This is a genomic window from Pseudomonas sp. LLC-1 (genome assembly GCF_002992185.1).
GTDB classification, from domain to species: domain Bacteria; phylum Pseudomonadota; class Gammaproteobacteria; order Pseudomonadales; family Pseudomonadaceae; genus Aquipseudomonas; species Aquipseudomonas monteilii.
The window spans coordinates 263,288-285,555 of record NZ_LUVY01000008.1; the positions used below are offsets into that span (position 1 = coordinate 263,288).

The following is a 22,268-nucleotide window of genomic DNA, read 5'->3' on the forward strand; positions in this document are numbered from 1 at the left end:
ACCATGGCGAGTCTGATCAACATTGGTATGTCGGGGCTGGGTGCCGCGCAATCGGGGATGTACACCCTCGGTAACAACATCGCCAACGCCGATGTCGAAAGCTACTCGCGCCAGCAGAACGTGCAAAAGACCAAGGGCGGGCAACAAGTCGGCCAGGTGTTCATTGGCACGGGCACCACGTTGGCGGACGTTCGCCGGGTGTACAACGCATTCATTGAGAACCAGCTGCGTACCACCACCTCGCTGAGCAGTGAGGCGTCCTCGTACCTGGATCAGATCACGCCGCTGGATACGTCCTTGTCCAGTAGCGATACCGGTATTACCGCTGCGCTGCAGAGCTTTTTCACCTCCATGCAGGACGCGGCAGCCAAGCCAACCGAAGACGCTTCGCGTCAGCTGTTGCTGACCAGCGCACAGTCGCTGGCCAAGCGTTTCAATACCTTGTCGTCGCAGTTGAATCAGCAGTTGAGCAATATCAACAGCAACATGACGGCGATTACCGACCAGATCAACAACCTGACCAAGACCATCGCCGGGTTGAACGAGCAAATCGCCCGCGTGGGCGCTGTTTCCGGTCAGCCCAACGACTTGCTGGACCAGCGTGACGGCGCGGTGCGTGAGTTGAACAAGCTGATCGGCACAGACGTGGTCGAGCGTGACGGCACCTACGATGTCTACCTGAAGAACGGCCAGGCGCTGGTGCTGGGCAACACCACCCAGACGGTGGGTGTGGAGCCTACGGCGAGCGACCCGGGCCGTTTGAGCCTGGTGCTCAACCGCGGCTCGACCAAGATGGACATCACCAGCAGTGCCACCGGAGGCGAGCTGGGTGGGTTGATCCGCTACCGCAGCGAAACCCTCGACCCTGCGCTTAACGAGCTGGGGCGCGTGGCCCTGGTGGTGGCAGACCAGATCAATAGCCAGCTGGCCCAGGGTATCGACAAGGATGGCAACTTTGGCGCCACCCTGTTCGGTGACATCAACAGCGCCAAGGCCATGAGTGAGCGCAGCGTCGCCAAACTCGGCAACAGCATCGGGTCCGGCAACCTGGATGTCAGCATCAAGGACACCGGCAAACTGACTACCAGTGACTACCAGGTGACCTTCACCAGCGCCACAGGCTACAGCGTGCGCAAGCTGCCGGAAGGCACCGAAATGGGCAGCTACGACCTTAACGACACGCCACCTCCGGTCATCGATGGCTTTACCTTGTCGCTCAACGGCGGCGGTTTGAGTGCTGGCGACAGCTTCAAGATCACACCTACTCGCAATGCGGCCGCCAATATCGAGACGGTCCTCACCGACCCCAAGCGCCTGGCGCTGGCGTCACCCCTGACCGCCACCAACGGTGCCGGCAACAAGGGCACCGGTGTGATCACCCAGCCGACCCTGACCTCGCAGCTGGACATCTACGATGCCACGCAGCGTTCGCAGTTGCAGGCAGGCCTGAAGAATTCCACCCCGGTGAAGCTGGTGTTCGGTGACGAAACCACTTCGCCCCAGGCTTACAAGCTGTACGACGCCAAGGGTACGGAAATCGGCAGCGGCACCATCGTGCCGGGCCAGGAGAACAAGCTGAAGCTGTCGGTGCCGATGGTCGATGGCAGCGGCAATGCGACCGGTAGCAGCTTCACCTTCGAAATGAGCGTTTCCGGCGCGCCGCAGAACGGCGACAGCTACACCGTGTCGTTGACGGGGGCTGGCTCGGCCGACAACCGCAACGCCCAGTCGGTGATCGACCTCCAGACCAAATCCACGGTTGAAGTGGGGGCCAACGGCAAGGGCATCAGCTTTACCGATGCCTATGCCAAGCTGGTTTCAAACGTTGGCGGCAAGGCTGGCCAGGCGGAAATGGACAGTGATGCCACCAATGCGCTGCACAGCTCCGCGCTGGACAGCCGCAACAGCCTTTCCGGCGTGTCGGTCGATGAAGAGGTCGGCAACCTGGTCAAGTTCCAGCAGTACTACACCGCGTCGTCGCAGATTATCAAGGCGGCACAGGAAACCTTCACCACCTTGATCAATGCTCTTTAAGGAGACGTAGACCATGCGCATTTCCACTTCGCAGTTCTACAACAGCAACAGCGCCAACTACCAGCGCAGCTTCTCCAACCTCGACAAGACTCGGCAAGAGGCCTCTGACGGTATTCGGGTGCGTCGCGGGGCTGACGATCCGGTAGGCTCGGCACGCCTGCTGCAACTGCAGCAGCAACAGAACATGCTCGACCAGTACACCCGCAACGTCACCAATGTGCGCAACGCGCTGGGCACCGCAGAAAGCACGCTGAATGCGATTGGCACCATCTTGCAACGCGTCAACGAGCTGGCCGTCAGCTCGGGTAACGCCGGTTTCACCGATGCAGACCGCAAGGCCAATGCCACCGAGCTGGCGTCGCTGGAGGATCAGCTGTTCTCGTTGATGAACAGCAAGGATGAAAGCGGTGCGTACCTGTTCTCGGGGTCCAAAGGCGATACACCGCCTTATGTGCGCAACGCTGATGGCACTTATACCTACCAGGGCGACCAAGGCAAGCTGAACCTGCAAGTGGGTGACATGCTCACCCTGGCAGCCAACGAAACTGGCTACGATGCCTTCGAGCAAGCGCTCAATACCAGCCGCAGCGAAACCAGCCTGGTGTCGCCTGCCACCGACGATGGCCGGGTCAACTTGTCCAATGGCCAGGTGAGCGGCAGCGCAACGTACAACGACCGCTTCCGCAGCGGCGAGCCGTACACCATCGAGTTCACCAGCAGCACCCAGTTCAAGATCACCGATGCCGCTGGCAAGGACGTGACGCTGGAAGCCAGCCAGGGGGGCACCTTCGACCCCAATGGCAAGAACACCACGGTCAATTTCCGTGGTGTTGACCTGCGTCTGGACATCACCTTCCAGGACGGCGATGCCGCCGACCCTGATGCGGCCATCGCCGGCCATGTCTTCAGCCTGAGCTCCAAGGCGGATGAAATCTCTGGCACCCGCAGTGCAGGCAACAGCTCGTCGGCCCAGGTGACCGGCGCTACCATCACCGATGCTGAGAAATACAAGTCGGCGTTCCCTGAGGGTGCGGTACTCAAGTTCACCAGTGCTACCGAGTTCGAGCTTTATGCCTCCCCTGTGAGCGCCGACAGCAAACCGATTTCCAAGGGCACGCTCAGTGGCAACACGGCGACCGCCATGGGGGTCGAGTTCACGCTTTCGGACACGCCCAGCGCAGGCGACAGCTTTGGCATCAAGGTCGACACGCACCAGACCCAGAACGTCCTCGATACCATCAGCCAGTTGCGCGCGGCGCTGGCCACCCCGGTCGACAACGACCCCGTGGCCAGGCAGAACTTCCTGGCATCGCTGGACTCGGCGATTGGCAACATCGCCAGCGCCACCAACCAGGTCAGTTCCTCCATTTCGTCGATAGGTGGCCGTGGCCAGGCAATCGATGTGCAAGTGGAAACCAATGAGGCCCTGAGTGGCGAAAACGCCAAGACCCAGAGCTCGATTCGTGAGAGCGATCCGGCCGAGGTGATGATTCGCCTTCAGATGCAATCCAACATGTTGCAGGCTTCGTTGCAGGCCTACGCCAAGATTGCCGGTCTCTCGCTGGTCAATTACATCTGATCCTCACGGGCGTTTGCCCGTCATGACGCACGGGCACGCCGGCCTGGGTTGATAACGACCGGCCGGCTTGCCCTTGTGTCGCCCAGGCCTGAACGCCCGCCTATTTCCAAGCGCACCGCCTCTCCAGCAAGGTCGTCATCGTGTCAGAGCAGCCACTCGTCAGTATCGCCATTCCTGCCTTCAATGCCGATTTTTTTCAAGCAACCTTGGTCAGTGCGCTTGGCCAGGACTACCCCAACCTGGAAGTCGTCATTTGCGATGACAGCGCCGGCGCCGAGATCGAGGCTATCTGCCAGGCGCTCGGCAACGGTGCTGCGGTGCCCGTGCGCTATACGCGCAACCCTGTCCGGTTGGGGTTTGCACGTAACCTGCAAGCGTGCCTGGAGCAGGCCAACGGGGAGTTGGTGAAGTTCCTGTGTGATGACGACCTGTTGCTCGACAGTTGCATCAGCCGGCAAGCGCAGGTTTTGACGCAATGGCCTCAGCTCAGCATGGTGATCGGTCAGCGTCTGCTCTGGTCGGCTGATGACATCCTCTTGCCTTCCCGTGCGCTCAACAGTGTGATCGCGCCGCAAAGTGCCGTGCTTGTCGGTACGGACTTGCTGGCCAGCATCGCCGAGAACGTTCCGAATCTGTTCGGTGGCATCAGCCATGTGCTGTTCCGCCGTGCCCAGGTGCTGGAATACCTGCCGCAACTGGTACAGGGTGGCCAAGGGTTCGCCGCACGGTTGGACCTGGCCTTGTACGCATGCCTGCTGCGCCGCGGGCACCTGGCGAGCCTGGAGCGCATACTGAGTGTGGAGCGCATTCACCCAGGCCGGCTCAGTCATCACTCGAGCATGACCGAGGCCTACAAGCATGAAACCGAGTGGCTGCAGCAGATGCTGGCGGCGCGCACCGGCGAGTCGGCGCCGGCCAATGGCTGGGTGCGTTACCTGCCGCTGGAGGCTTACGATCCAGGGGCCGACCCAGCCTGGGAGGAGTTGGACATCCGCCGCTTCCATGCCGGCCAGGTCGCCAATTTCTCGCAGCAGGTAGGCAGCAACGCCCTCAGCTTTACCGAGCTCTATGCCGAATGGCTGGCCTGCCGCAACCTGTCTGACGGGCAGTTGCGGTTGCTGCCCAAGCGGGTCGAGCAGTGGCCGGTACAGCCTGCCATCGTCCCGGTCGTAACCTGTCGCGAAGGCGATGAAAGTGCACTGCGCGCCACCCTGGATTGCCTGGCAGCACAGTCTTATGCCGCCAGCCAGGTATTGGTGCTGGTGCCTGATGGCTTCGACAGGGTTGACGCGCCAGGCGTGCAATACCTGGCCTTGAGCGGCAGTGGCTACGCTCAACTCAATCGGTGGCTGGCAGGCACACGCGTAGCCGACTGGGTGCTGCTGTTGCGGGCCGGTGATCGCCTGCGGCCACATGCGCTGGTGGTCATGGCCGAGCGCATGGCACTGCGCGACGAGAGTATGTGCCTGTACGCCGATGAAGACACCTTTGGCGCCCTGGCGCCCGGCAACCCGGTTTTCAAGCCGGACTTCAACCTCGACTTGATGCGCAGCGTGCCCTATGTGGGCCGCACCCTGGCATTCAAGCGTGCTGCTCTGCTGGCGCTGGAAGGGTTCGATACCCGGTTCGAGAGCCTGGCGCCACAGGATCTGCTATGGCGAATGGTCGAGGCTCATGGCTTGCATGTGGTAGAGCATGTCGCGCAGATGCTGGTGCATTGCCAGTCGGGGTATGCAGAGTGGATGAGCGAGCCGGCAGGGCAGGCTGAGGCGGCACGCGTGGTCGAGGCTCACTTGCGTCGCATAGGCGTCGATGCCTTGGTGGAGAGCACCGCTGGCAGCTTGGTCACGCGTGTGACCTATCGGCATGAGCAGCAGGCAAGTGTATCGGTACTGATCCCTGCAGGGGCCAACCTGAACGCGCTTAGGCGTTGCGTCGAGTCGCTGTTCCAGTACACCGAGTACAGCCATTTCGAAGCGCTGGTCATCGCCAATGGCGACGAGCCGCAGGCGGTTGCCGAGTGGTTGGCGGCGATGCGTGGCCTGGGCAGTGACCAGTTGCGCGTCATCGATGTTCAGGCGCAGGGCAGGGCGGCGATGCTCAACCAGGCCAGTCGCCATGCGCAGGGCGAGTATTTGCTATTGCTCGCACCGGAGTGTGCGCTGTTCGAACCGCGTTGGCTCAGTACCTTGATGAGTCAGGCGCAGCGTCCTGAGGTCGGCCTGGTGGGGCCGGCGCTCTGTGGGAGCAACGGCGAGCTGGTGTCTTCCGGCTTGGTGCTCGGCCTTGGCGGCGGTACAGCGGGTAGCCCGTTCCCGGGCAGATTCCTGTCAGCCGAAGGTTACATGGGGCGCCAGCAACTGGTACAGAACTGGAGCGCACTGAGCCTGGACTGCCTGCTCATTCGCCGGGCACTGTTCGAGGAGCTTGATGGGCTGGACACCTCGGCCTTCCAGGTCGCGTTGTTTGACGTTGACCTCTGCCTGCGTGCGCGTGAAAAAGGCTTCCTGTCGGTCGGGACACCTTTTGCTCGTGTCATGAGGCTACCGGGTGGTGAAGCTGCCGAGCTGGCTGACGAGCTTGCCAAGGCCGACCGGGACATTGCTTACGACCGTTGGCTGAGCCGCATTGCCCGGGACCCGGCCTACAACGACAACCTGAGCCTCAAGTTCGCCAATTTCAACCTGGAGCCAGGCCTGCGCAGTGGCTGGGACCCTTTCATTGCCCGTGCCATGCCGTCAGTGCTGGCGTTGCCGATCAATACCACGGCAGTGGGGCATTACCGGGTCATCCAGCCGTTCACCGAGCTTGAGCGGGCGGGCTGGATCCAGGGGCGGGTCAACCACGTCTCCCCTGGCATTATCGAGCTCGAGCGCGAAAAGCCTGATGTGATGATCCTGCAGTGTCGTTACATGCCGGGCAACATCCGGGAAATGGCGCAGTTCAAACGCTTTTCGCATGCGCGGATGATCTACGAGCTGGACGACTACATCATTGACCCGCCGAAAAAGAATGACCATGCCCGCAACCTGCCCGGCAACCTTGCCGAGTTGGTGGCCCAAGGCATCGGGCAGTGCGATCGGCTGGTGTGTTCGACCGAGCCGCTGGCTGATGCGTTATCCAGCATGCATCAGGATATCCGCGTAGTGCCCAACATGTTGTCCGCCCCGCTCTGGGCTGGCCTTTCCAGTCAGCGTCAGACCAGTATCCGGCCGCGGGTCGGGTGGGCGGGTGGCACGAGCCATCGTGGTGATCTGGAGCTGTTGCAAGACGTCGTGAAGGCGCTTGCCAACGAAGTTGACTGGGTCTTCTTCGGTATGTGTCCGGAGCCCTTGCGCCCCTATGTGAAAGAGTTTCACAAGGCGGTTCAACTGGCTGATTACCCGCGCAAGCTCGCCAGCCTCAACCTTGACCTTGCGCTGGCGCCGTTGGAGCAGAACCTGTTCAACGACTGCAAGAGCAACCTGCGCTTGCTGGAGTACGGGGCGTGTGGTTTTCCGGTGGTCTGTAGCGACACCAAGGCCTACGCCGGCTACCTGCCTTGTACCCGGGTCAAGGACAACACCACCGAGCAATGGCTGGATGCGATTCGCATGCACCTGGCTGACCCGCAGGCCAGCTACCGTCAGGGCGATGCCCTGCGCGCGGAAGTGCTGCGTGACTACATGCTGATGCCGCACCATTTGCAGCATTGGGCCAACGCCTGGTTGGCAGACTGAACATTGGCGTGGGGCGATGCCCGCGCCTGATTGACAATTGGACAGGTGCTATATGATCGATACCGCAATCGGCTCGCGCAATGATGTGACCATTGTTTTGCTGGGCGAGGATCAGGCGCACAGCCGCGCCCGCGCGCAGCACTACTACCAGCAGGCTTGCGTGCCCTGTGTGGCGTTTGACTTGCCGGCTGGGCCGAGCTCGGCTGGGTTCGCTCAGGCCCTCGCAGAATGCCTGGAAGGGCTTGCCACGGCTTATGTGGCGCTGGCGCTGGATACCGACTTCGTGCTGGCCCCGTCTCTGGACACTGCAGCGGCGTGCCTGCACGCGCAACCTGGGGTGGTGGCTGCGCAAGGCCAGTTGTTGGGCTACAGGCCGGGGAGTGGCAAGGTCGAGTACTACCGCGTAGGTTCGGCATTTGCACCTGCCATTGCCGAAACCGGTACAGGCAGGCTGTTGCAGTACGCCCAGGCGGGGCAGCAGGCCTGGCGTGCGGTCATGCGTGTGTCGACTTTGCAAGCCGTGTTGACGGCTTTGCCAGACAACCTCGATGCGCTTGCCGTGCGTGTGGCGATGTCCCTTGCCGTGTTGGCGCAAGGGCCGGTTGCGCACCTGGCCCAGACCGATGTGGTGACTGAGCATGAGCCCGCCGGCTCCAGCCCGGTGGAGCGTGAAGAGCGCCTTACGCAGCTGGTACGCGACTTGCGCCAGTGGGATGCCGGGCTGTATCGGCTCTGTGGTGACGAACAAGGCTTCACGGCCCTCAACCGGTTTGTGCGCAACACCTACGATCTGAGTGCGGCGTCGTTGATCTTCACGTCCAGCTGGCGCAGTGTGATCGATGACCCTGAGCGGTTGTTCGAGCCACATCAGGACGTACAGCTGCCCTATTACAACGGTGCACTGTTTGCGCGGTTGACCGAGCTTGAGTTTCTCTGCCACGCATGGCCGACCAGCCCGCAGCAGCAACGTGCGCTGGAAGGGATCTGGGTGCAGCAGCGTGACTTGCTGCAGGAGCACCCGAACGATAGCGCAGAAAGCTTGAGCCACCGCTACTGGCAGGCCTTGGCGTTGAGCCTGTTCAACCGCGACGTCTGCCATCTGCTGTTGTCCACGCTGGACAGGGCAGAGGAAGCTGCGCATGTTCGTGAGCTGACGGATTGGCTTGCACGTCTTGAGCAGGTCCCGGGTATTGATGAACAGTGCCGTTTGCAGGGTACCCCGTCGGGTCAGGTGATCGAGGCCATCGCGGCCGCTACACCGGATGAGGCTGGACGCCAGCGCGTTCTCCGGTATCTGGGCAAGCACCCGGCCGAGCAGATCGCCTTCGTGGTTCTCGACCTGGAAAACGACGATCAAGCGCTTCAGGCCACGTTCGACAGCCTGCTGGCCAGCGGCATACGCAATTTCAAGCTGCTGGTACTCAAGGCTGGCAAGCCACCGGCCATCACCACGCCGCGCGACACGTTGCATTTCATACAGGTCAGTGACAGCAATTGGGTAACACACCTGAACCAGGCGGTGCGTCAGTTGCCGAGCGCCTGGCTGATGCTGCTGAGTGCCGGCGATGTACTGCTTGCCGGAGGCCTGTTGCGCCTGTCGGTGGAGCTTGTCGATGCACCGGCCTGCCAGGCCATCGCCGCCAATGAAGTACAGCGCGACGGTGAAGGGCGTTTGCACAGCGTCGAACGCCCAGGTGCAGACCTCGATCTGCTGCGCAGCCAGCCTGGGTTGATGTCTCGGCATTGGCTGGTACGTCGCCAGGCGGTGCTGGATCTGGGGGGGTACAGCGAAACCTGCCGTGAGGCGCTGGAGCTCGACCTGCTGCTGCGTCTGGTAGAGGCCCAAGGCTTGAGCAGCCTGGCGCACATGGCCGACTACCTGGTGATCGGTGAGCAGGGCAGTAGTGCACTGGATGAGGAAGCTGCCAAGGTGGTTGGCCGACACCTGACGCAACTGGGTTATCGCGCACAGGTGAAGATACAGGCGAATGAAGGGTTGTCCATCGACTACCGGCATTCGTCCACGCCGTTGGTAAGCGTGCTTGTGGCAAGTGAAGGCGATGCCGCGCAGCTGCAGGCTTGCCTGCGTAGCGTGCTGCAGCGTACCCGTTACCCGCGCTACGAAGTGCTGGTGGTGTGTGCCGAGCACGAGGTTGCAGCGCTGCAGCCGTTCGCCGGCAAAGTGCATGTGCTGGTCGGCCAGTCAGGCGATTCGCGCAGCAGTTGGCTGAACCTTGCGGCTAGCCAGGCACGAGGGGCTTATCTGGTGCTGGTGTCTGAGCGCAGTCAGGTCATTACCCCTGCCTGGATCGAGGCACTGCTCAATGAGGCTCAGCGCCCGGAAGTGGGTGTGGTAGGTGCCTGCCTCGAAGGGGGCGATGCTGCGCTTCTGCATGCAGGTTATGCCTTGCTGCAGGGGCCGCAGGTGGCTTCGCCCTGGCAGGGCATGAAGCCGCAAGCGAGTGCTGAAGCCCGGTGGCCATTGGCCGTGCGCGGTTGTCAGGCGGTCAGTGCCGACTGCCTGATGGTGAGCAAGGAGGTGTTCGAGCATTGCGCGGGTTTGCAGGTTGCCCAAGGTGCCGATATCGACCTGTGCCGGGCCGTTGTCGAGGCCGGGCAACTGGTGGTCTGGACGCCGCAGGCCAGGCTGCTGCTCAGCGCCCAGCCTGAAGCGGATCATGCGTTGGCGCAGGCGCTGTTCGATCGCTGGCCCTCGGCCTTCAGCGAGCAGGCGGCGTCGTCCTTAGGCTGGCTGGAACAGGTCGAATAGGTCGAGGCGGATTATTGACAGGGCTGCAAGCTGACAGCGCAGCCCTGTCCTGCCTGTTTCGACAATCCCCCCGAGCCCGGCCGATCAAGGCCGGCTCCACGCTTGAGCGGTATCTCCCGCTGCACGCGCATTTACCTTGCCCGGTCAGGCTGATTGGCAATCTTTTTGCTAGATAACGGCAACTTACTGAATTGGTCAGTATTTTGTCAGCCCGCTATGGGCGTCAGCCTGTCAAGGTGTGTCGACAATGAAAGCAGTCATCCTGGCCGGAGGCCTGGGTACCCGTATCAGTGAAGAGTCGCATCTGCGCCCGAAACCGATGATCGAAATTGGTGGCAAGCCCATCATTTGGCACATCATGAAAATCTACTCCCATTACGGGATCAACGATTTCGTGATTTGCCTCGGTTACAAGGGCTATGTGATCAAGGAATACTTCGCGAACTATTTCCTGCACATGTCAGATGTCACCTTCGACATGTCGGAAAACCAGATGCATATCCACAACCGGCATGCCGAGCCTTGGCGGGTCACGCTGGTGGACACTGGCGAGAATACGGCAACTGGCGGGCGCCTCAAGCGGGTACGCGATTACGTTGGCGACGAAACCTTCTGCCTGACGTATGGCGACGGCGTTGCCGATGTGGACCTGCCAGCCTTGATCGATTTCCACAACCGCCATGGCAAACTGGCCACGGTCACTGCCGTTCAGCCGCCCGGGCGTTACGGTGCGCTGGATGTGCGGGGCGAGCAGGTGCATGGCTTCCAGGAAAAACCACTGGGTGACGGTGGCTGGATCAATGGCGGCTTCTTCGTGCTTGACCCCGGGGTCTTCGACTACATCGAAGGCGACGCCACCACATGGGAATACGAGCCCATGCGTGCCCTGGCGCAGGATGGCCAGCTGATGACCCATGTGCACCGTGGCTTCTGGCAGGCCATGGACACGCTGCGTGATCGCAGTTACCTGGAAGAGCGCTGGAAGGCCGATGAAGCACAATGGCGCATTTGGTCATGAGCCGTAGCTTCTGGTCGGGGCGTCGGGTTTTCCTGACAGGGCACAGCGGCTTCAAAGGCGGCTGGCTAGCCCTTTGCCTGCGCGAGATGGGCGCCGAAGTGTATGGCTACTCCCTGGCCCCCGATACCGCGCCCTCGCTTTATGACAGCGCCCGGCTAGCCGAATGCGTGGCTGGCGAGTTTGCCGATATTCGTGATGCTGACCGGTTGCTGCGCAGTGTGGCGGCATTTCGCCCGGAGGTTGTCTTGCACCTGGCCGCGCAGCCGCTGGTGCGCGAATCCTATCGCAGCCCGGCGCAAACGTACGCCACCAACGTTACCGGCACGCTCAACCTGCTTGAAGCCGTGCGGCAGTGCGACACGGTGCGTGCCGTGCTGGTGGTCACCAGCGACAAATGCTACGAGAACCGCGAGTGGCAATGGCCATACCGTGAGCAGGATGCCTTGGGGGGGCATGACCCCTACAGCAGCAGCAAGGCGTGCGTCGAGCTGCTGTGCGCCTCATGGCGCGAGTCGTTCCTGCGCGAGCGCGGTGTGGCGCTTGCGACCGCGCGTGCGGGCAACGTGATCGGTGGCGGTGACTGGTCAGCAGACCGGTTGCTGCCCGATATCCTGCGTGCCTGGGAAGCCGGCGAATCGGTGACCTTGCGCTACCCCGATGCCGTGCGCCCGTGGCAACACGTACTCGATCCGCTTCACGGCTACTTGCTGCTGGCCCAGGCGTTGATCGAGCGTGGCCAGGATGTGGCAGAGGCCTGGAATTTCGGCCCTGACAGTAGCGGGACGGCAACCGTGGGTGAGTTGGTACATGCCATGGCGCAGTTGTGGCCAAGCGAGGCGGGCTGGTCTGTCGAGGCGCGCGTGCAGCCTCATGAAGCAGGCTTGTTGACCCTCGACTCCTCCAGGGCTCGTCAATCGTTGGGCTGGCGGCCCAAGTGGGGCCTGAAGCAATCGTTGCGTCACACCCTTGAATGGCATCACGCCTGGCGCGATGGCCAAGACATGCAGCAATACTGCCGCACGCAAATAGCGGCACACGAAGGTGAGTTCAATGACTGATCAAACGGCGCAGCAGTTGCGCCAGCAAATTACCGAGCTCGTTGGCCGTTATGCCGAGCTGGAACTGGCCGCGCCCGGTTTTGTACCGGGTCAGCATGCGGTTCCGCCCTCTGGCAAAGTCATTGGTGCACCCGAACTACAAGCCATGACAGAAGCTGTGCTGGACGGCTGGTTGACCACCGGGCGCTTCAACCAGGCATTCGAAAAACGCCTGGCACGTTACCTGGGGCGGCGTGGCGTGCTCACCGCCAACTCCGGCTCTTCGGCGAACCTGTTGGCGTTTTCCGCCTTGACGTCGCCACGCCTGGGGGATCGTGCCATTCGCAAGGGGGACGAGGTCATTGGCGTGGCAGCGGGCTTCCCTACCACCGTCAACCCGATCCTGCAGTTTGGTGCCGTGCCGGTCTTCGTCGATATCGAGATGGGTACGTATAACGTCGACCCGGCCTTGATCGAGGCGGCGATCAGCCCGCGGACCAAGGCGATCATGTTGGCCCACACGCTGGGTAACCCGTTCAACCTGGCCGTGGTGCGAGAACTGTGCGACCGCTACGGCTTGTGGTTGATCGAGGACTGCTGCGATGCGCTGGGTGCCACTTATGATGGCCGCCAGGTGGGCAGCTTCGGCGACCTGGGTACACTCAGTTTCTATCCGGCCCACCATATCACCATGGGCGAGGGCGGGGCGGTTTTCACCGATTCTCCGCTGCTCAAGCGTATCGTCGAATCGTTCCGTGACTGGGGGCGTGACTGCTATTGCGGGCCAGGTGAAGACAACACCTGCAGCAAGCGTTTCTGCTGGCAGCTGGGTGACCTGCCGCAAGGTTACGACCACAAGTACACCTATTCCCACTTGGGCTACAACCTGAAGATCACCGACATGCAGGCTGCCTGCGCGTTGGCACAGATGGACCGGGTGGATGATTTCATCGCTGCACGCAAACGTAACTTTGCCTGGCTCAGCGAGCGTTTGTCCGGGTGTGTAGACCAACTGATCCTGCCACACGCTACGCCCAACAGCGACCCGTCCTGGTTTGGTTTCCCGCTGACACTGCGTGATGGTTGTGGTGTGGAGCGGCTGGATCTTTTGCGTCATCTCGATGCGCAGAAGGTGGGTACTCGCCTGCTGTTCGCCGGCAACCTCACCCGACAGCCCTACATGAAAGACCAGCAATACCGCGTAGCCAGTGACCTGACGGTGACCGACAAGATCATGAAGGACACCTTCTGGGTCGGCCTGTGGCCCGGGCTTGGCGAAGACCACCTTGAGCATGTGGCCGGCAGCATCGAAGCCTATGTGCGGAGGCTGCGCTGATGAGCGCCTTCGCGTGTGAACGAATTGCCGGGCGCGGCCACAGGTTGTTCGCCCGAGCCAGCGGCGCACGCCCGTCCATGCCACATCCAGGATGCAGCTCGTGAGCACTCAGCACTATCCGCCATTGCACGTTGCGTCGCCGCGCCCGTATTACATCGTTGCGCCCGCCTACCGGCATAACTCAGCCGGTATCCGGGTGATGCACATGTTGTGTCACCTGTTGAACCGGTGCGGCCAGGACGCCTACCTGTACAGCTCCACGACCAACCCGATGTGGCACACGCCCCTGCTCACCAATGAGTTGAAGCAACAGCATGAGCAGGCTGGGCGCCAGCCTATCGTGGTGTACCCGGAGGTGGTGTCAGGTAACCCGACCAACGCACGCTCGGTAGTGCGCTACCTGCTCAACGTACCGGGGTTGATCGCAGGGGATACGGAGTTTGCCGATTCGGAAATGATCTTTGCCTACGGTGAGCATCTGCTACCCAAGGGCGCGGGGGCTGAGCGCATACTGTTTCTGCCGCCGATCGACACATCGTTGTTCAACAACCTTGACAACCCCCATGACGGCCATCGCAAAGGTTGGCTGATCTACCCGGGGCGCCATACCCACGCGCTTCAGGAGCACCCCGAGCTGGCGGCGAGGTGCACGCTGATTACCAACGAATGGCCAGCTACCCCTCGGGAAATGGCAGAGCTGTTCCGGCGCAGTGAAGGTATCTACTGCTTTTCTTCCACCGCAACTGGTATGGAAGCGATGTTGTGTGGTTGCCCGGTCGTAGTGCTCAGATCCCCCTTTTTTGATGGGACGCCGCTAAATGTTGGCGAATTCGGCACGTATGGGTTGGCCTTCGAAGACTCGCTCGAGGCAATTGAGCATGCCAGGAGCGGCTTGGCCATCGTCCAGCAAAAGTATGCTGATTTACAGGTCCGGTTCTGGGAACAATTGGCCAGCTTCATCGAGCAGACCCAGGCCATGCCTTGCACCGACCTGCAAGCAGACACTATGCAGGGGGCTACAGGTCGGCCGGATGCACAGGTTGCCCAGTGGTTGCGCTCCCGTCGCCCTAGTGATGCGCAGGCCGCGTTGATCGCCCAGCGTCTGGAAGACAGGCGCATGGACTTGCCCAGGTTCGATTTCGTCATCCTCCCGGACGGCCCGTCAGCTGCGGTCGAGGCCACGCGTAAAAGCCTGCAAGGGCAGATGTATCAGCAGGTCGCCGTCCATTTGCCGGCTGATTGCGCGCTAGCCACGCTTAACCAGCTGGTCCTGCAGCAAGGGACCGGGCAGTGGATCTGCTTTGTTCGTGCGGGTACCACGTTCACACCGTTCGGGTTGTTGATGCTCGCGCTGGAACTGCTCGAGGGCGACCAGGTGCGTGCGGTGTATGCCGATGAGCTGGTAACCACCCCGCAGAGCATCCAGCATGCGCTGCTGCGCCCCGACTTCAATCTGGACATGCTGCTGGCCAGCCCGGCCCAGCTAGCGCGGCATTGGTTCTACCGACGTGAGGTATTCCTCGAGGCGGGCGGTTTCGACCTGGACTGCGCGGGGGCGGCCGAGCTCGCGTTGCTGTTGCACTTGATCGAAGATGCCGATGGCCTCGACGGGCTGGCTCACGTCAGCGAACCCGTGTGCATATCGCCCAGCGAAGCGCCTGTCCACAGCCCTCAGGAACAGGCGGTGCTGCTGCGCCATTTGCAGCGGCGCGGCTATACCCAGGCGCAGGTGCGCATGCATCGGCCAGGCATTCATCGTATCGATTATGGGCACGCCGAGCAGCCATTGGTTTCGTTGGTCGTGCCATGCAATGGGCGTCTCGATCACGTACAGCGCTGCGTGCATGCGTTGATTGAAAAGACCCGTTACCCCCACTTCGAGATTCTGCTGGTAAACGATGGCGGCAGTAGCCCGGCTACCCGTGCCTGGCTGGATGGCCTTGTGGCGCGGGAGCAAAACCGGGTCAGCGTACTGAGTGATGCGTCGGTACGTGACCATGCCACTGCCTGTAATCTGGCGGCCAGGCATGCGCAGGGCGAGTACCTGGTGCTGCTGCACGAGGATACCGTGATCGTGCACGATGACTGGCTGGACGCGTTGCTCAATCACGGGCAACGGCCGGAAGTAGGCATCGTCGGCGCGAGGTTGATGCACCCCAATGGCATGGTCGAACAGGCTGTGCAGGTGCTGGGCTTGAATGGCCCGGGCAGCTCGGCGTTTTCCGGGCTGCCGCAGGATGAGGGGTACATGCGCCGGCTTGACCTGGATCAGAACCTGAGTGCCGTGTCTGGCGCTTGCCTGCTGATTCGCCGGGCGCTTTACCTGGATGTGGGTGGAATGGACGAAGGCCTGGCGCAGCGCACCGGTGCCAGTCTCGATCTTTGCCTCAAGGCGCGGCAGGCCGGTTATCTCACGGTGTGGACGCCCCATGCTGTGCTGGTGTGCGAAGGGCAGGGCGAGCTCGTGCCTGCCGAAGCGGTCGAAGCCGAACAGGACGCGTTGTATGGCAAATGGCTGCCTGTCATCGCCCGCGATCCGGCCTACAACCGCAACCTGTCTTTGCAGGGGGCTGGTTTTGAGCTTGAGACTGACCCGGGCCTGTCGTGGAACCCCTTGAGCTGGCGGCCGTTGCCTGTGCTGCTGAGCATGCCGGGCGAACTTGCCGGCGCTGCTCGCAGTCGGGTTGTCGACCCGGCGTTGTCCATGAGTATCGCCGGCCTGGCGGATGTCCGCCTGGCTTTGCGGCCTTATCTGCCCGCTGAGCTGGAGCGGCTGCAGCCCGACAGCTGGGTGATGCGGCGGCCGGCCAGCGAGGCCCAGATTGACGCGTTGCGTCGCAATGCCCGGTTCAGCCGCGCATTCAAGGTGGGCGACGTGAATGCCGACTTGCCTGGCCTGGCTGAAGACGATCTTGCAGGGGCGCTGCGGTGGTCTGTCGGCGTTGTGGACAGGCTGGTGGTGCCAACCCAGGCATTGGCCGAAGCGCTGCAAGGCTTCTGTTCCGATATTCGTGTCATGCCGGATCGTCTGCATCCGGCGCGTTGGGGGGCGTTGGCCACTCAACGGCAGCCGGGTAGTCGCCCTCGTGTCGGGTGGGTGGGTGATCAGTTCGATGCACGCGTTCAGCACCTGATGCTGGAGATTGTTCAGGCCTTGCGTGCCGATGTGGACTGGGTCTGCCTGGGTGAATGTCCGCCACAGCTACAGCCTTACCTGCGCGAGCTGCATGGCCCGGTGCCATACGATGAGTATCCGCAGAAACTCATGTCGCTGGGGCTCGATCTGGCGCTGGCTCCGCTTGGCGATGGCTGGCTTGATGCGTGTCGCAGCAATGTGCGGCTTCTGGAGTATGCCGCCTGCGGTTATCCGGTGGTGTGCAGTGACGTATTGCCCTACCAAGGGTTGCCCGTGACCAGGGTCAGGAACACGGCCGGCGACTGGGTCAGTGCTATCCAGGCGCACCTTGCCGAGCCTGCTGCCAGTGCAAAGGGTGCGCAAGCGTTGCGCGAGCAGGTGCTGGCACGGCACATGCTGGATGAAGGCTATGCACGCCAATGGCTTGACGCCTGGCTGCCAGGGTGAGGGCAGACCAGACACCGATAGCGAAGAGTCAACTATTCCAATAGCCGCCGGGTACGTCCCAGGGCGGCGTGCAATGCCGGCATAGCCGCACATAGAACACAGCATGCTTTGGCGCCACATCGACCCGGCGCATGGCAATCAGGGGAGTATCCGGTGAAAACCATTAGTCAGCGTGACAAAGATCTGTTTGAAAACCTGTTCGTACTGGAACTCGCCAACAATCATTGGGGCAAGCTGGAGCGCGGCCTGAAAATTGTCCGCGACCACGGCACGATTGCGCGTTACAACAACGTCAAGGCTGCCATCAAGCTGCAGTTCCGTGATGTCGACGAGTTCATCCATCCTGATTTCAAAGGTACTGCAGACCTTCGCTATGTGAAGAAGACCGAGGACACTCGCCTGACCAAGGCGGAGTTTGCCCGCATGGTGGAAGAAGTCCGCAACCTGAGCTGCATTCCCATGGCGACGCCGTTCGACGAAGCCTCGGTTGATCTGTGCGTCGAATTCGACATGCCGATCATCAAGATCGCCAGTTCCGACATGAACGACTGGCCGCTTATCGAGAAAATCGCGTCTACCCGCCGGCCGACCATCATTTCCACCGGTGGCGCATCGGAAAAAGACCTGGACGATATCGTTCGCTTTTTTGAAAAGCGTGATATCCCGTTGGCCATCAACCATTGCGTTTCGCTTTACCCCAGCGAGGACGACGAGCTGCAGCTCGACCAGATCGACTACCTGCGCAACCGTTACCCTGGGCATGTCATTGGTTTGTCGACCCATGAGTACCATGACTGGCACTCTTCCATGCTCATTTCCTACGGCAAAGGTGTACGTACCTGGGAAAGGCACATTGATATCCAGTACCAAGGTGTGCCGGTTTCCAACTATTGCTCGCTCCCGGAGCAGTGCGACGCCTGGTACAAGGCGTTCCACAAGGCCAAGGAAATGTGCGGGGGTGTCAGCGGCACTCGACGCATCATTTCGCGCAAGGAAACCGAGTACCTCAACGCACTCGTGCGCGGTGCCTACGCACGTCGGGACCTGTCGCCAGGCTACGTACTGAACCGGGACGAGTTCGAAAAGGACTTCTACCTTGCCATCCCGTTGCACAAAGGGCAGCTGTCCTGCCGGGAAGTGATGAACGGTGAAACGCTGCTGCGGCCGATCAAGGCAAACGAACGCCTGACCATCGACCACATTGACGGGCCATACAGTGAAACCCCGGCACTGAAAGAACTGATCCTGGGCCGAGGGCTGTGATGATGGCGACTGTATCTCAGCAAATTGCGCAGTGGCTGGTTCAGCAGGGGGTCGAGCAGGTTTTCACCGTTACCGGTGGCGGTGCCATGTTCCTCAACCAGGCCTTGGGTGGCCATGAGCAACTGCGTTGCACGTTCATGCACCATGAGCAGGCTTGTGCCATGGCTGCCGAAGGTTATGCGCGCATCACCGGCAAGCCGGCCGTGGTGATGTTGACGACCGGCCCGGGCTCTATCAACGCGCTCAATGGAGTGCATGGGGCGTTCACCGATTCCATTCCCATGATCGTGCTGTCTGGCCAGATCAAGCGCGAGACCTGTGTGTCTTTCCAGGATGTGCCTGGCCTGCGCCAACTGGGTGATCAGGAGGGGCCGACCATCGCCATGGCCAGCCCGGTCTGCAAGTATGCGCAGATCGTGCGTTCGGAGCAGGATGTGGAGGTCATGCTGCCCAAGGCCTTCGCCGAAGCAGTGGGCGGTCGGCCCGGGCCTGTCTGGCTCGATATTCCACTGGATATCCAGCAATCCAAAGCACCGCTCGATATCCCCGCGCCATCGCTGGTCCAGCCGCCTCGGGCCGAGGGTTTGCGCGCGGCTTGCCGTGATATCGTCGGCAAGCTGTTGCAATCGCACCGTCCTGTGGTACTGGGCGGCACTGGCGTACGCCTTTCGCGCACCGAGCAACGGCTGCTGGCGCTGGTGGAGCGCTACGGCATCCCCCTGGCGACCGCCTGGACCCATGATCTGATTGCGTCCGATCACCCATTGTTCGCCGGCCGTCCTGGCACTATCGGTACCCGTGCCGGCAACTTCTGCTTGCAGGCGGCTGACTTTGTGCTGGTGCTGGGGTCGCGCCTTAATGTTCGCCAGACCAGCTACAACTGGCAGGCGTTCGCCAAGCACGCCTGGGTGGCTCAGGTCGATATCGACGCCGCCGAGCTGAACAAGCCCACCGTGCGCCCGGACTTCGGCGTTGCTGCCGACCTGGCAGACTTCCTCGATGTCTTCGAGCAAGAGCTGGCAAAGGCTACCGTTCAGAGTTTTGCGCCGTGGGTGCAATGGTGCCAGCACATAGGGCGTACCTATCCTGCAGCGGCGGAGCACACGCAAAAAGCCGATGGGCCTTTGAACCCGTACCTGATGGTGCAGCGCATTTTTGCGCAGATGCGTGCGGATGACATCGTGGTGTGTGGCAACGCGTCAGCCTGCATCCTGCCATTCCAGATCGGCGCCTTGCAGAAGGGCCAGCGCCTGTTCAGTAACTCCGGCTCCGCGTCGATGGGCTATGACCTGCCAGCGGCCATTGGTGCGGCGACGGCAGCCAAAGCGGAAGGTGCACGCCGGGTGATCTGCTTTGCCGGCGACGGCAGCCTGCAGATGAACATTCAGGAACTGCAAACGCTCAAGACCCTCGGCGTCAACGTGATCGTGATCGTGCTCAACAATCGAGGTTACCTCTCGATCTGGCAAACACACGAAAACTTCTTTGGTCGGGTGATCGGCGCCACGCCTGAATCAGGCGTGGATTTCCCGGACTTCACTGCCGTGGCCAGTGCTTATGGCCTGCGCGCCGAAAGCATCGCTACGCAGGGCGACCTGGCGCGGCTCGATACGCTTCTGGAAAGTGATGGCCCGATGTTGATCGACCTGCATGTCGACCCGCGGCAGGAGTTCGTGCCGCGTATCAAGTCGCGGGTCGATGCCAACGGTGCGTTCGTCACCCCGGAGCTCGATGACATGCACCCGTTCCTGGAGCCGGAAACCATGGCGCGAATTCGTGCAGAAGCTGCAGCGCTGCGTGCTGTCCCTATCACCGACACGACTGGCGATTGACATGGCTGACACAACGTGGCGCTTCGAAGACTTCATGGCTCTGCGCGACCGGGCGAACGACGTGAAACCGGCGCACATTGATCCTCGTCGACCGCTGTGGATCTTTGGTGCGGGAAATTTCGGCCTTAGCCTGGCAACGGCGATGCAGCAGCAAGGCTTTGTCGTTGGGGGCTTTGTCGAGACGTCACCGCGATCTGACAGGGTTGCAGGGTTGCCGGTGGTGAACTGGCAACAGCTGTCGCAAGATGCCCCAACGGCCCAGGTCGCGCTCGGAATACTCAATCGTGATACGCCCTACGATGCGTTGCTAGGCATCGCTGCGAAAGCAGGTTTTGCCAACCTGTTGATGCCGTGGGATCTGTACGAGCAGTTCTCCGAGGCTTTGGGCTGGAGGTTCTGGTTGGGCGCTCGCGCCTCTCTGTTGGGTGCAATGGAGCGTATCGGGCGTGTTGCCGAAGGGCTGGCTGACGATGAGAGTCGCAAGATACTTTATCGGATATGCGCTTTCCGCCTTGGGCTCGATATGCAATACGCCAGCTTTTCTTCGGGCGAGGCGCAGTACATCAATGAGTTGACCGTGCCTGCCTTGACAGGGCGCGCGATCACCTTCGTCGACTGTGGTGCCTATGATGGCGATAGCTATGAGGCATTGCTGGCGCGGCCTGAGGTTTCCTGTGGGCAGGCGTTTCTGCTTGAGCCTGATCCTGGCAACTTCGTCCGGCTGGTCCAGCAGGTCTCGGCCAAGGGGCGCAATGCCGTCTGTTTGCCCCTGGCTGCCGCTGAGCGCCACAGCCTCTTGACCTTCAACGCTGGCCAGGGAGAAGCCTGCGCTATCAGTGATCAGGGTGACGGAATCTCGATTGCTGCGGTGGCGTTGGATCAAATGTTGCCCGCAGTTCCGGTAGACCTGATCAAGCTTGATGTGGAGGGTGCTGAGGCCGCTGTTTTACGCGGTGCTGCAGGTATCATTCGGCGAAATCGGCCGGTGCTCGCGGTGTCCCTCTACCATAATCAGCAGGATCTATGGGAGCTGCCAGAGCTGCTGTCAGCGCTGTGCCCGAGCTATCGGCTTCATATACGGCAGCATGCATCGAACACGTTCGAGTCTGTCCTGTATGCGGTTCCGGGCCAATGAAGGTGCTATTGACCGGTGGCACCGGTTTTTTTGGCAAGGCGTTGCTGCGGCACTGGATGGCGGCCGCCAATGCAGGTGCCGCTGTCCCTATGGTCACCGTCCTGAGCCGCTCTCCAGAAAGCTTTCTTGAGCGGTATCCAGAATTTGGCATCCATGACTGGATACGCCTGTATCGTGGCGACATCCTGGATCCTGAGTCTTTGCCAGAGGGCGGGGATTTCAGTCATGTACTGCATGCTGCGGCCGACTCGACTGCAGGGCCACAGCTGTCTCCGTTACAGCGCTACACCCAGATTGTCGATGGCACTCGAAATTTGCTGGACTATGCAGCCCGGCATTCTATCCCGCGCTTCCTGATGATCAGTTCCGGTGGTGTGTACGGCCCCCAGCCACAGGGGCTGGAGCAGATCCCCGAGGATTACCACGGGTTGCCCGACCCGCTGGAACCTGCCCATGCCTACAGCGTTGCCAAGCGCTGTGCCGAGCATCTGTGCATCCTGTACCAGCAGCAGTTTGGCCTGGAAGTGGTCATCGCCCGCTGTTTCGCGTTTGTCGGCAGGGACCTGCCGCGCGATGTGCACTTCGCGATAGGCAACTTCATCCGCGACGCGCTTGAGTCGCCTGCCATTCGCGTCAGTGGGGATGGAACGCCCGTGCGTTCCTACATGGACCAGCGTGATCTGGCTCACTGGCTGGATGTGATGTTGCGCCAAGGGCGTGCGGGCACTGCTTACAACGTCGGCTCGGATGAGGCGGTGACGATCGCTGAGCTCGCGCATCAGGTGCGTGACGTGCTGTCCCCCCAAAAAACGGTGCACATTGCAGCCGCTCAGGCTACTCCGGGGAGTTTCCGGAACCGGTATGTACCCTGCATCGACAAGGCGCGCTCGGAGCTCGGGTTGCAACTGCGCCATGGCTTGCAGCAGTCGATCAAGGACGCGGCGATTTAGCTGGCCGCTCGG

The 22,268-nt window shown here is 61.5% G+C and carries 12 protein-coding genes; all 12 read left to right on the forward strand.

The window, feature by feature from the left end; all coding sequences use genetic code 11:
• Positions 1 to 3 precede the first annotated feature (3 nt).
• Complete coding sequence (gene flgK / locus A0O30_RS07745; protein ID WP_105946073.1) at positions 4 to 2,034, forward strand: flagellar hook-associated protein FlgK; 2,031 nt, start codon at positions 4 to 6, stop codon at positions 2,032 to 2,034.
• 13 nt (positions 2,035 to 2,047) lie between these two features.
• Positions 2,048 to 3,613 (forward strand): flagellar hook-associated protein 3, encoded by a 1,566-nt coding sequence (locus A0O30_RS07750; protein WP_105946074.1) that lies wholly within the window; start codon positions 2,048 to 2,050, stop codon positions 3,611 to 3,613.
• Positions 3,614 to 3,753: 140 nt separating this feature from the next.
• Positions 3,754 to 7,332: a glycosyltransferase gene (locus A0O30_RS07755; protein ID WP_105946075.1), complete on the forward strand. Its 3,579-nt coding sequence runs from the start codon at positions 3,754 to 3,756 to the stop codon at positions 7,330 to 7,332.
• A gap of 52 nt (positions 7,333 to 7,384) precedes the next feature.
• On the forward strand, positions 7,385 to 10,102 hold the full coding sequence (locus A0O30_RS07760; RefSeq protein ID WP_105946076.1) for a glycosyltransferase: 2,718 nt from the start codon (positions 7,385 to 7,387) through the stop codon (positions 10,100 to 10,102).
• A gap of 247 nt (positions 10,103 to 10,349) precedes the next feature.
• The gene (gene rfbF, locus A0O30_RS07765; protein WP_105946077.1) at positions 10,350 to 11,120 is read left to right on the forward strand and encodes a glucose-1-phosphate cytidylyltransferase; all 771 of its coding nucleotides are present in this window, start codon (positions 10,350 to 10,352) and stop codon (positions 11,118 to 11,120) included.
• On the forward strand, positions 11,102 to 12,178 hold the full coding sequence (gene rfbG, locus A0O30_RS07770; protein ID WP_218274915.1) for a CDP-glucose 4,6-dehydratase: 1,077 nt from the start codon (positions 11,102 to 11,104) through the stop codon (positions 12,176 to 12,178). The genes rfbF and rfbG overlap by 19 nt, the downstream gene beginning before the upstream one ends.
• The gene (gene rfbH, locus A0O30_RS07775) at positions 12,171 to 13,493 is read left to right on the forward strand and encodes a lipopolysaccharide biosynthesis protein RfbH (RefSeq protein ID WP_027615304.1); all 1,323 of its coding nucleotides are present in this window, start codon (positions 12,171 to 12,173) and stop codon (positions 13,491 to 13,493) included. Before rfbG ends, rfbH begins: the two co-directional genes overlap by 8 nt.
• A gap of 91 nt (positions 13,494 to 13,584) precedes the next feature.
• On the forward strand, positions 13,585 to 17,076 hold the full coding sequence (locus A0O30_RS07780) for a glycosyltransferase (RefSeq protein ID WP_105946079.1): 3,492 nt from the start codon (positions 13,585 to 13,587) through the stop codon (positions 17,074 to 17,076).
• A 153-nt stretch (positions 17,077 to 17,229) separates the two neighbouring features.
• The gene (locus tag A0O30_RS07785; protein ID WP_105946080.1) at positions 17,230 to 18,339 is read left to right on the forward strand and encodes an N-acetylneuraminate synthase family protein; all 1,110 of its coding nucleotides are present in this window, start codon (positions 17,230 to 17,232) and stop codon (positions 18,337 to 18,339) included.
• Positions 18,339 to 20,171: a thiamine pyrophosphate-binding protein gene (locus A0O30_RS07790; protein WP_105946081.1), complete on the forward strand. Its 1,833-nt coding sequence runs from the start codon at positions 18,339 to 18,341 to the stop codon at positions 20,169 to 20,171. Before A0O30_RS07785 ends, A0O30_RS07790 begins: the two co-directional genes overlap by 1 nt.
• 1 nt (position 20,172) lies before the next feature.
• The gene (locus tag A0O30_RS28120; RefSeq protein ID WP_105946082.1) at positions 20,173 to 21,306 is read left to right on the forward strand and encodes an FkbM family methyltransferase; all 1,134 of its coding nucleotides are present in this window, start codon (positions 20,173 to 20,175) and stop codon (positions 21,304 to 21,306) included.
• The gene (locus A0O30_RS07800; protein WP_105946083.1) at positions 21,303 to 22,256 is read left to right on the forward strand and encodes an NAD(P)-dependent oxidoreductase; all 954 of its coding nucleotides are present in this window, start codon (positions 21,303 to 21,305) and stop codon (positions 22,254 to 22,256) included. The genes A0O30_RS28120 and A0O30_RS07800 overlap by 4 nt, the downstream gene beginning before the upstream one ends.
• Positions 22,257 to 22,268: the final 12 nt, after the last annotated feature.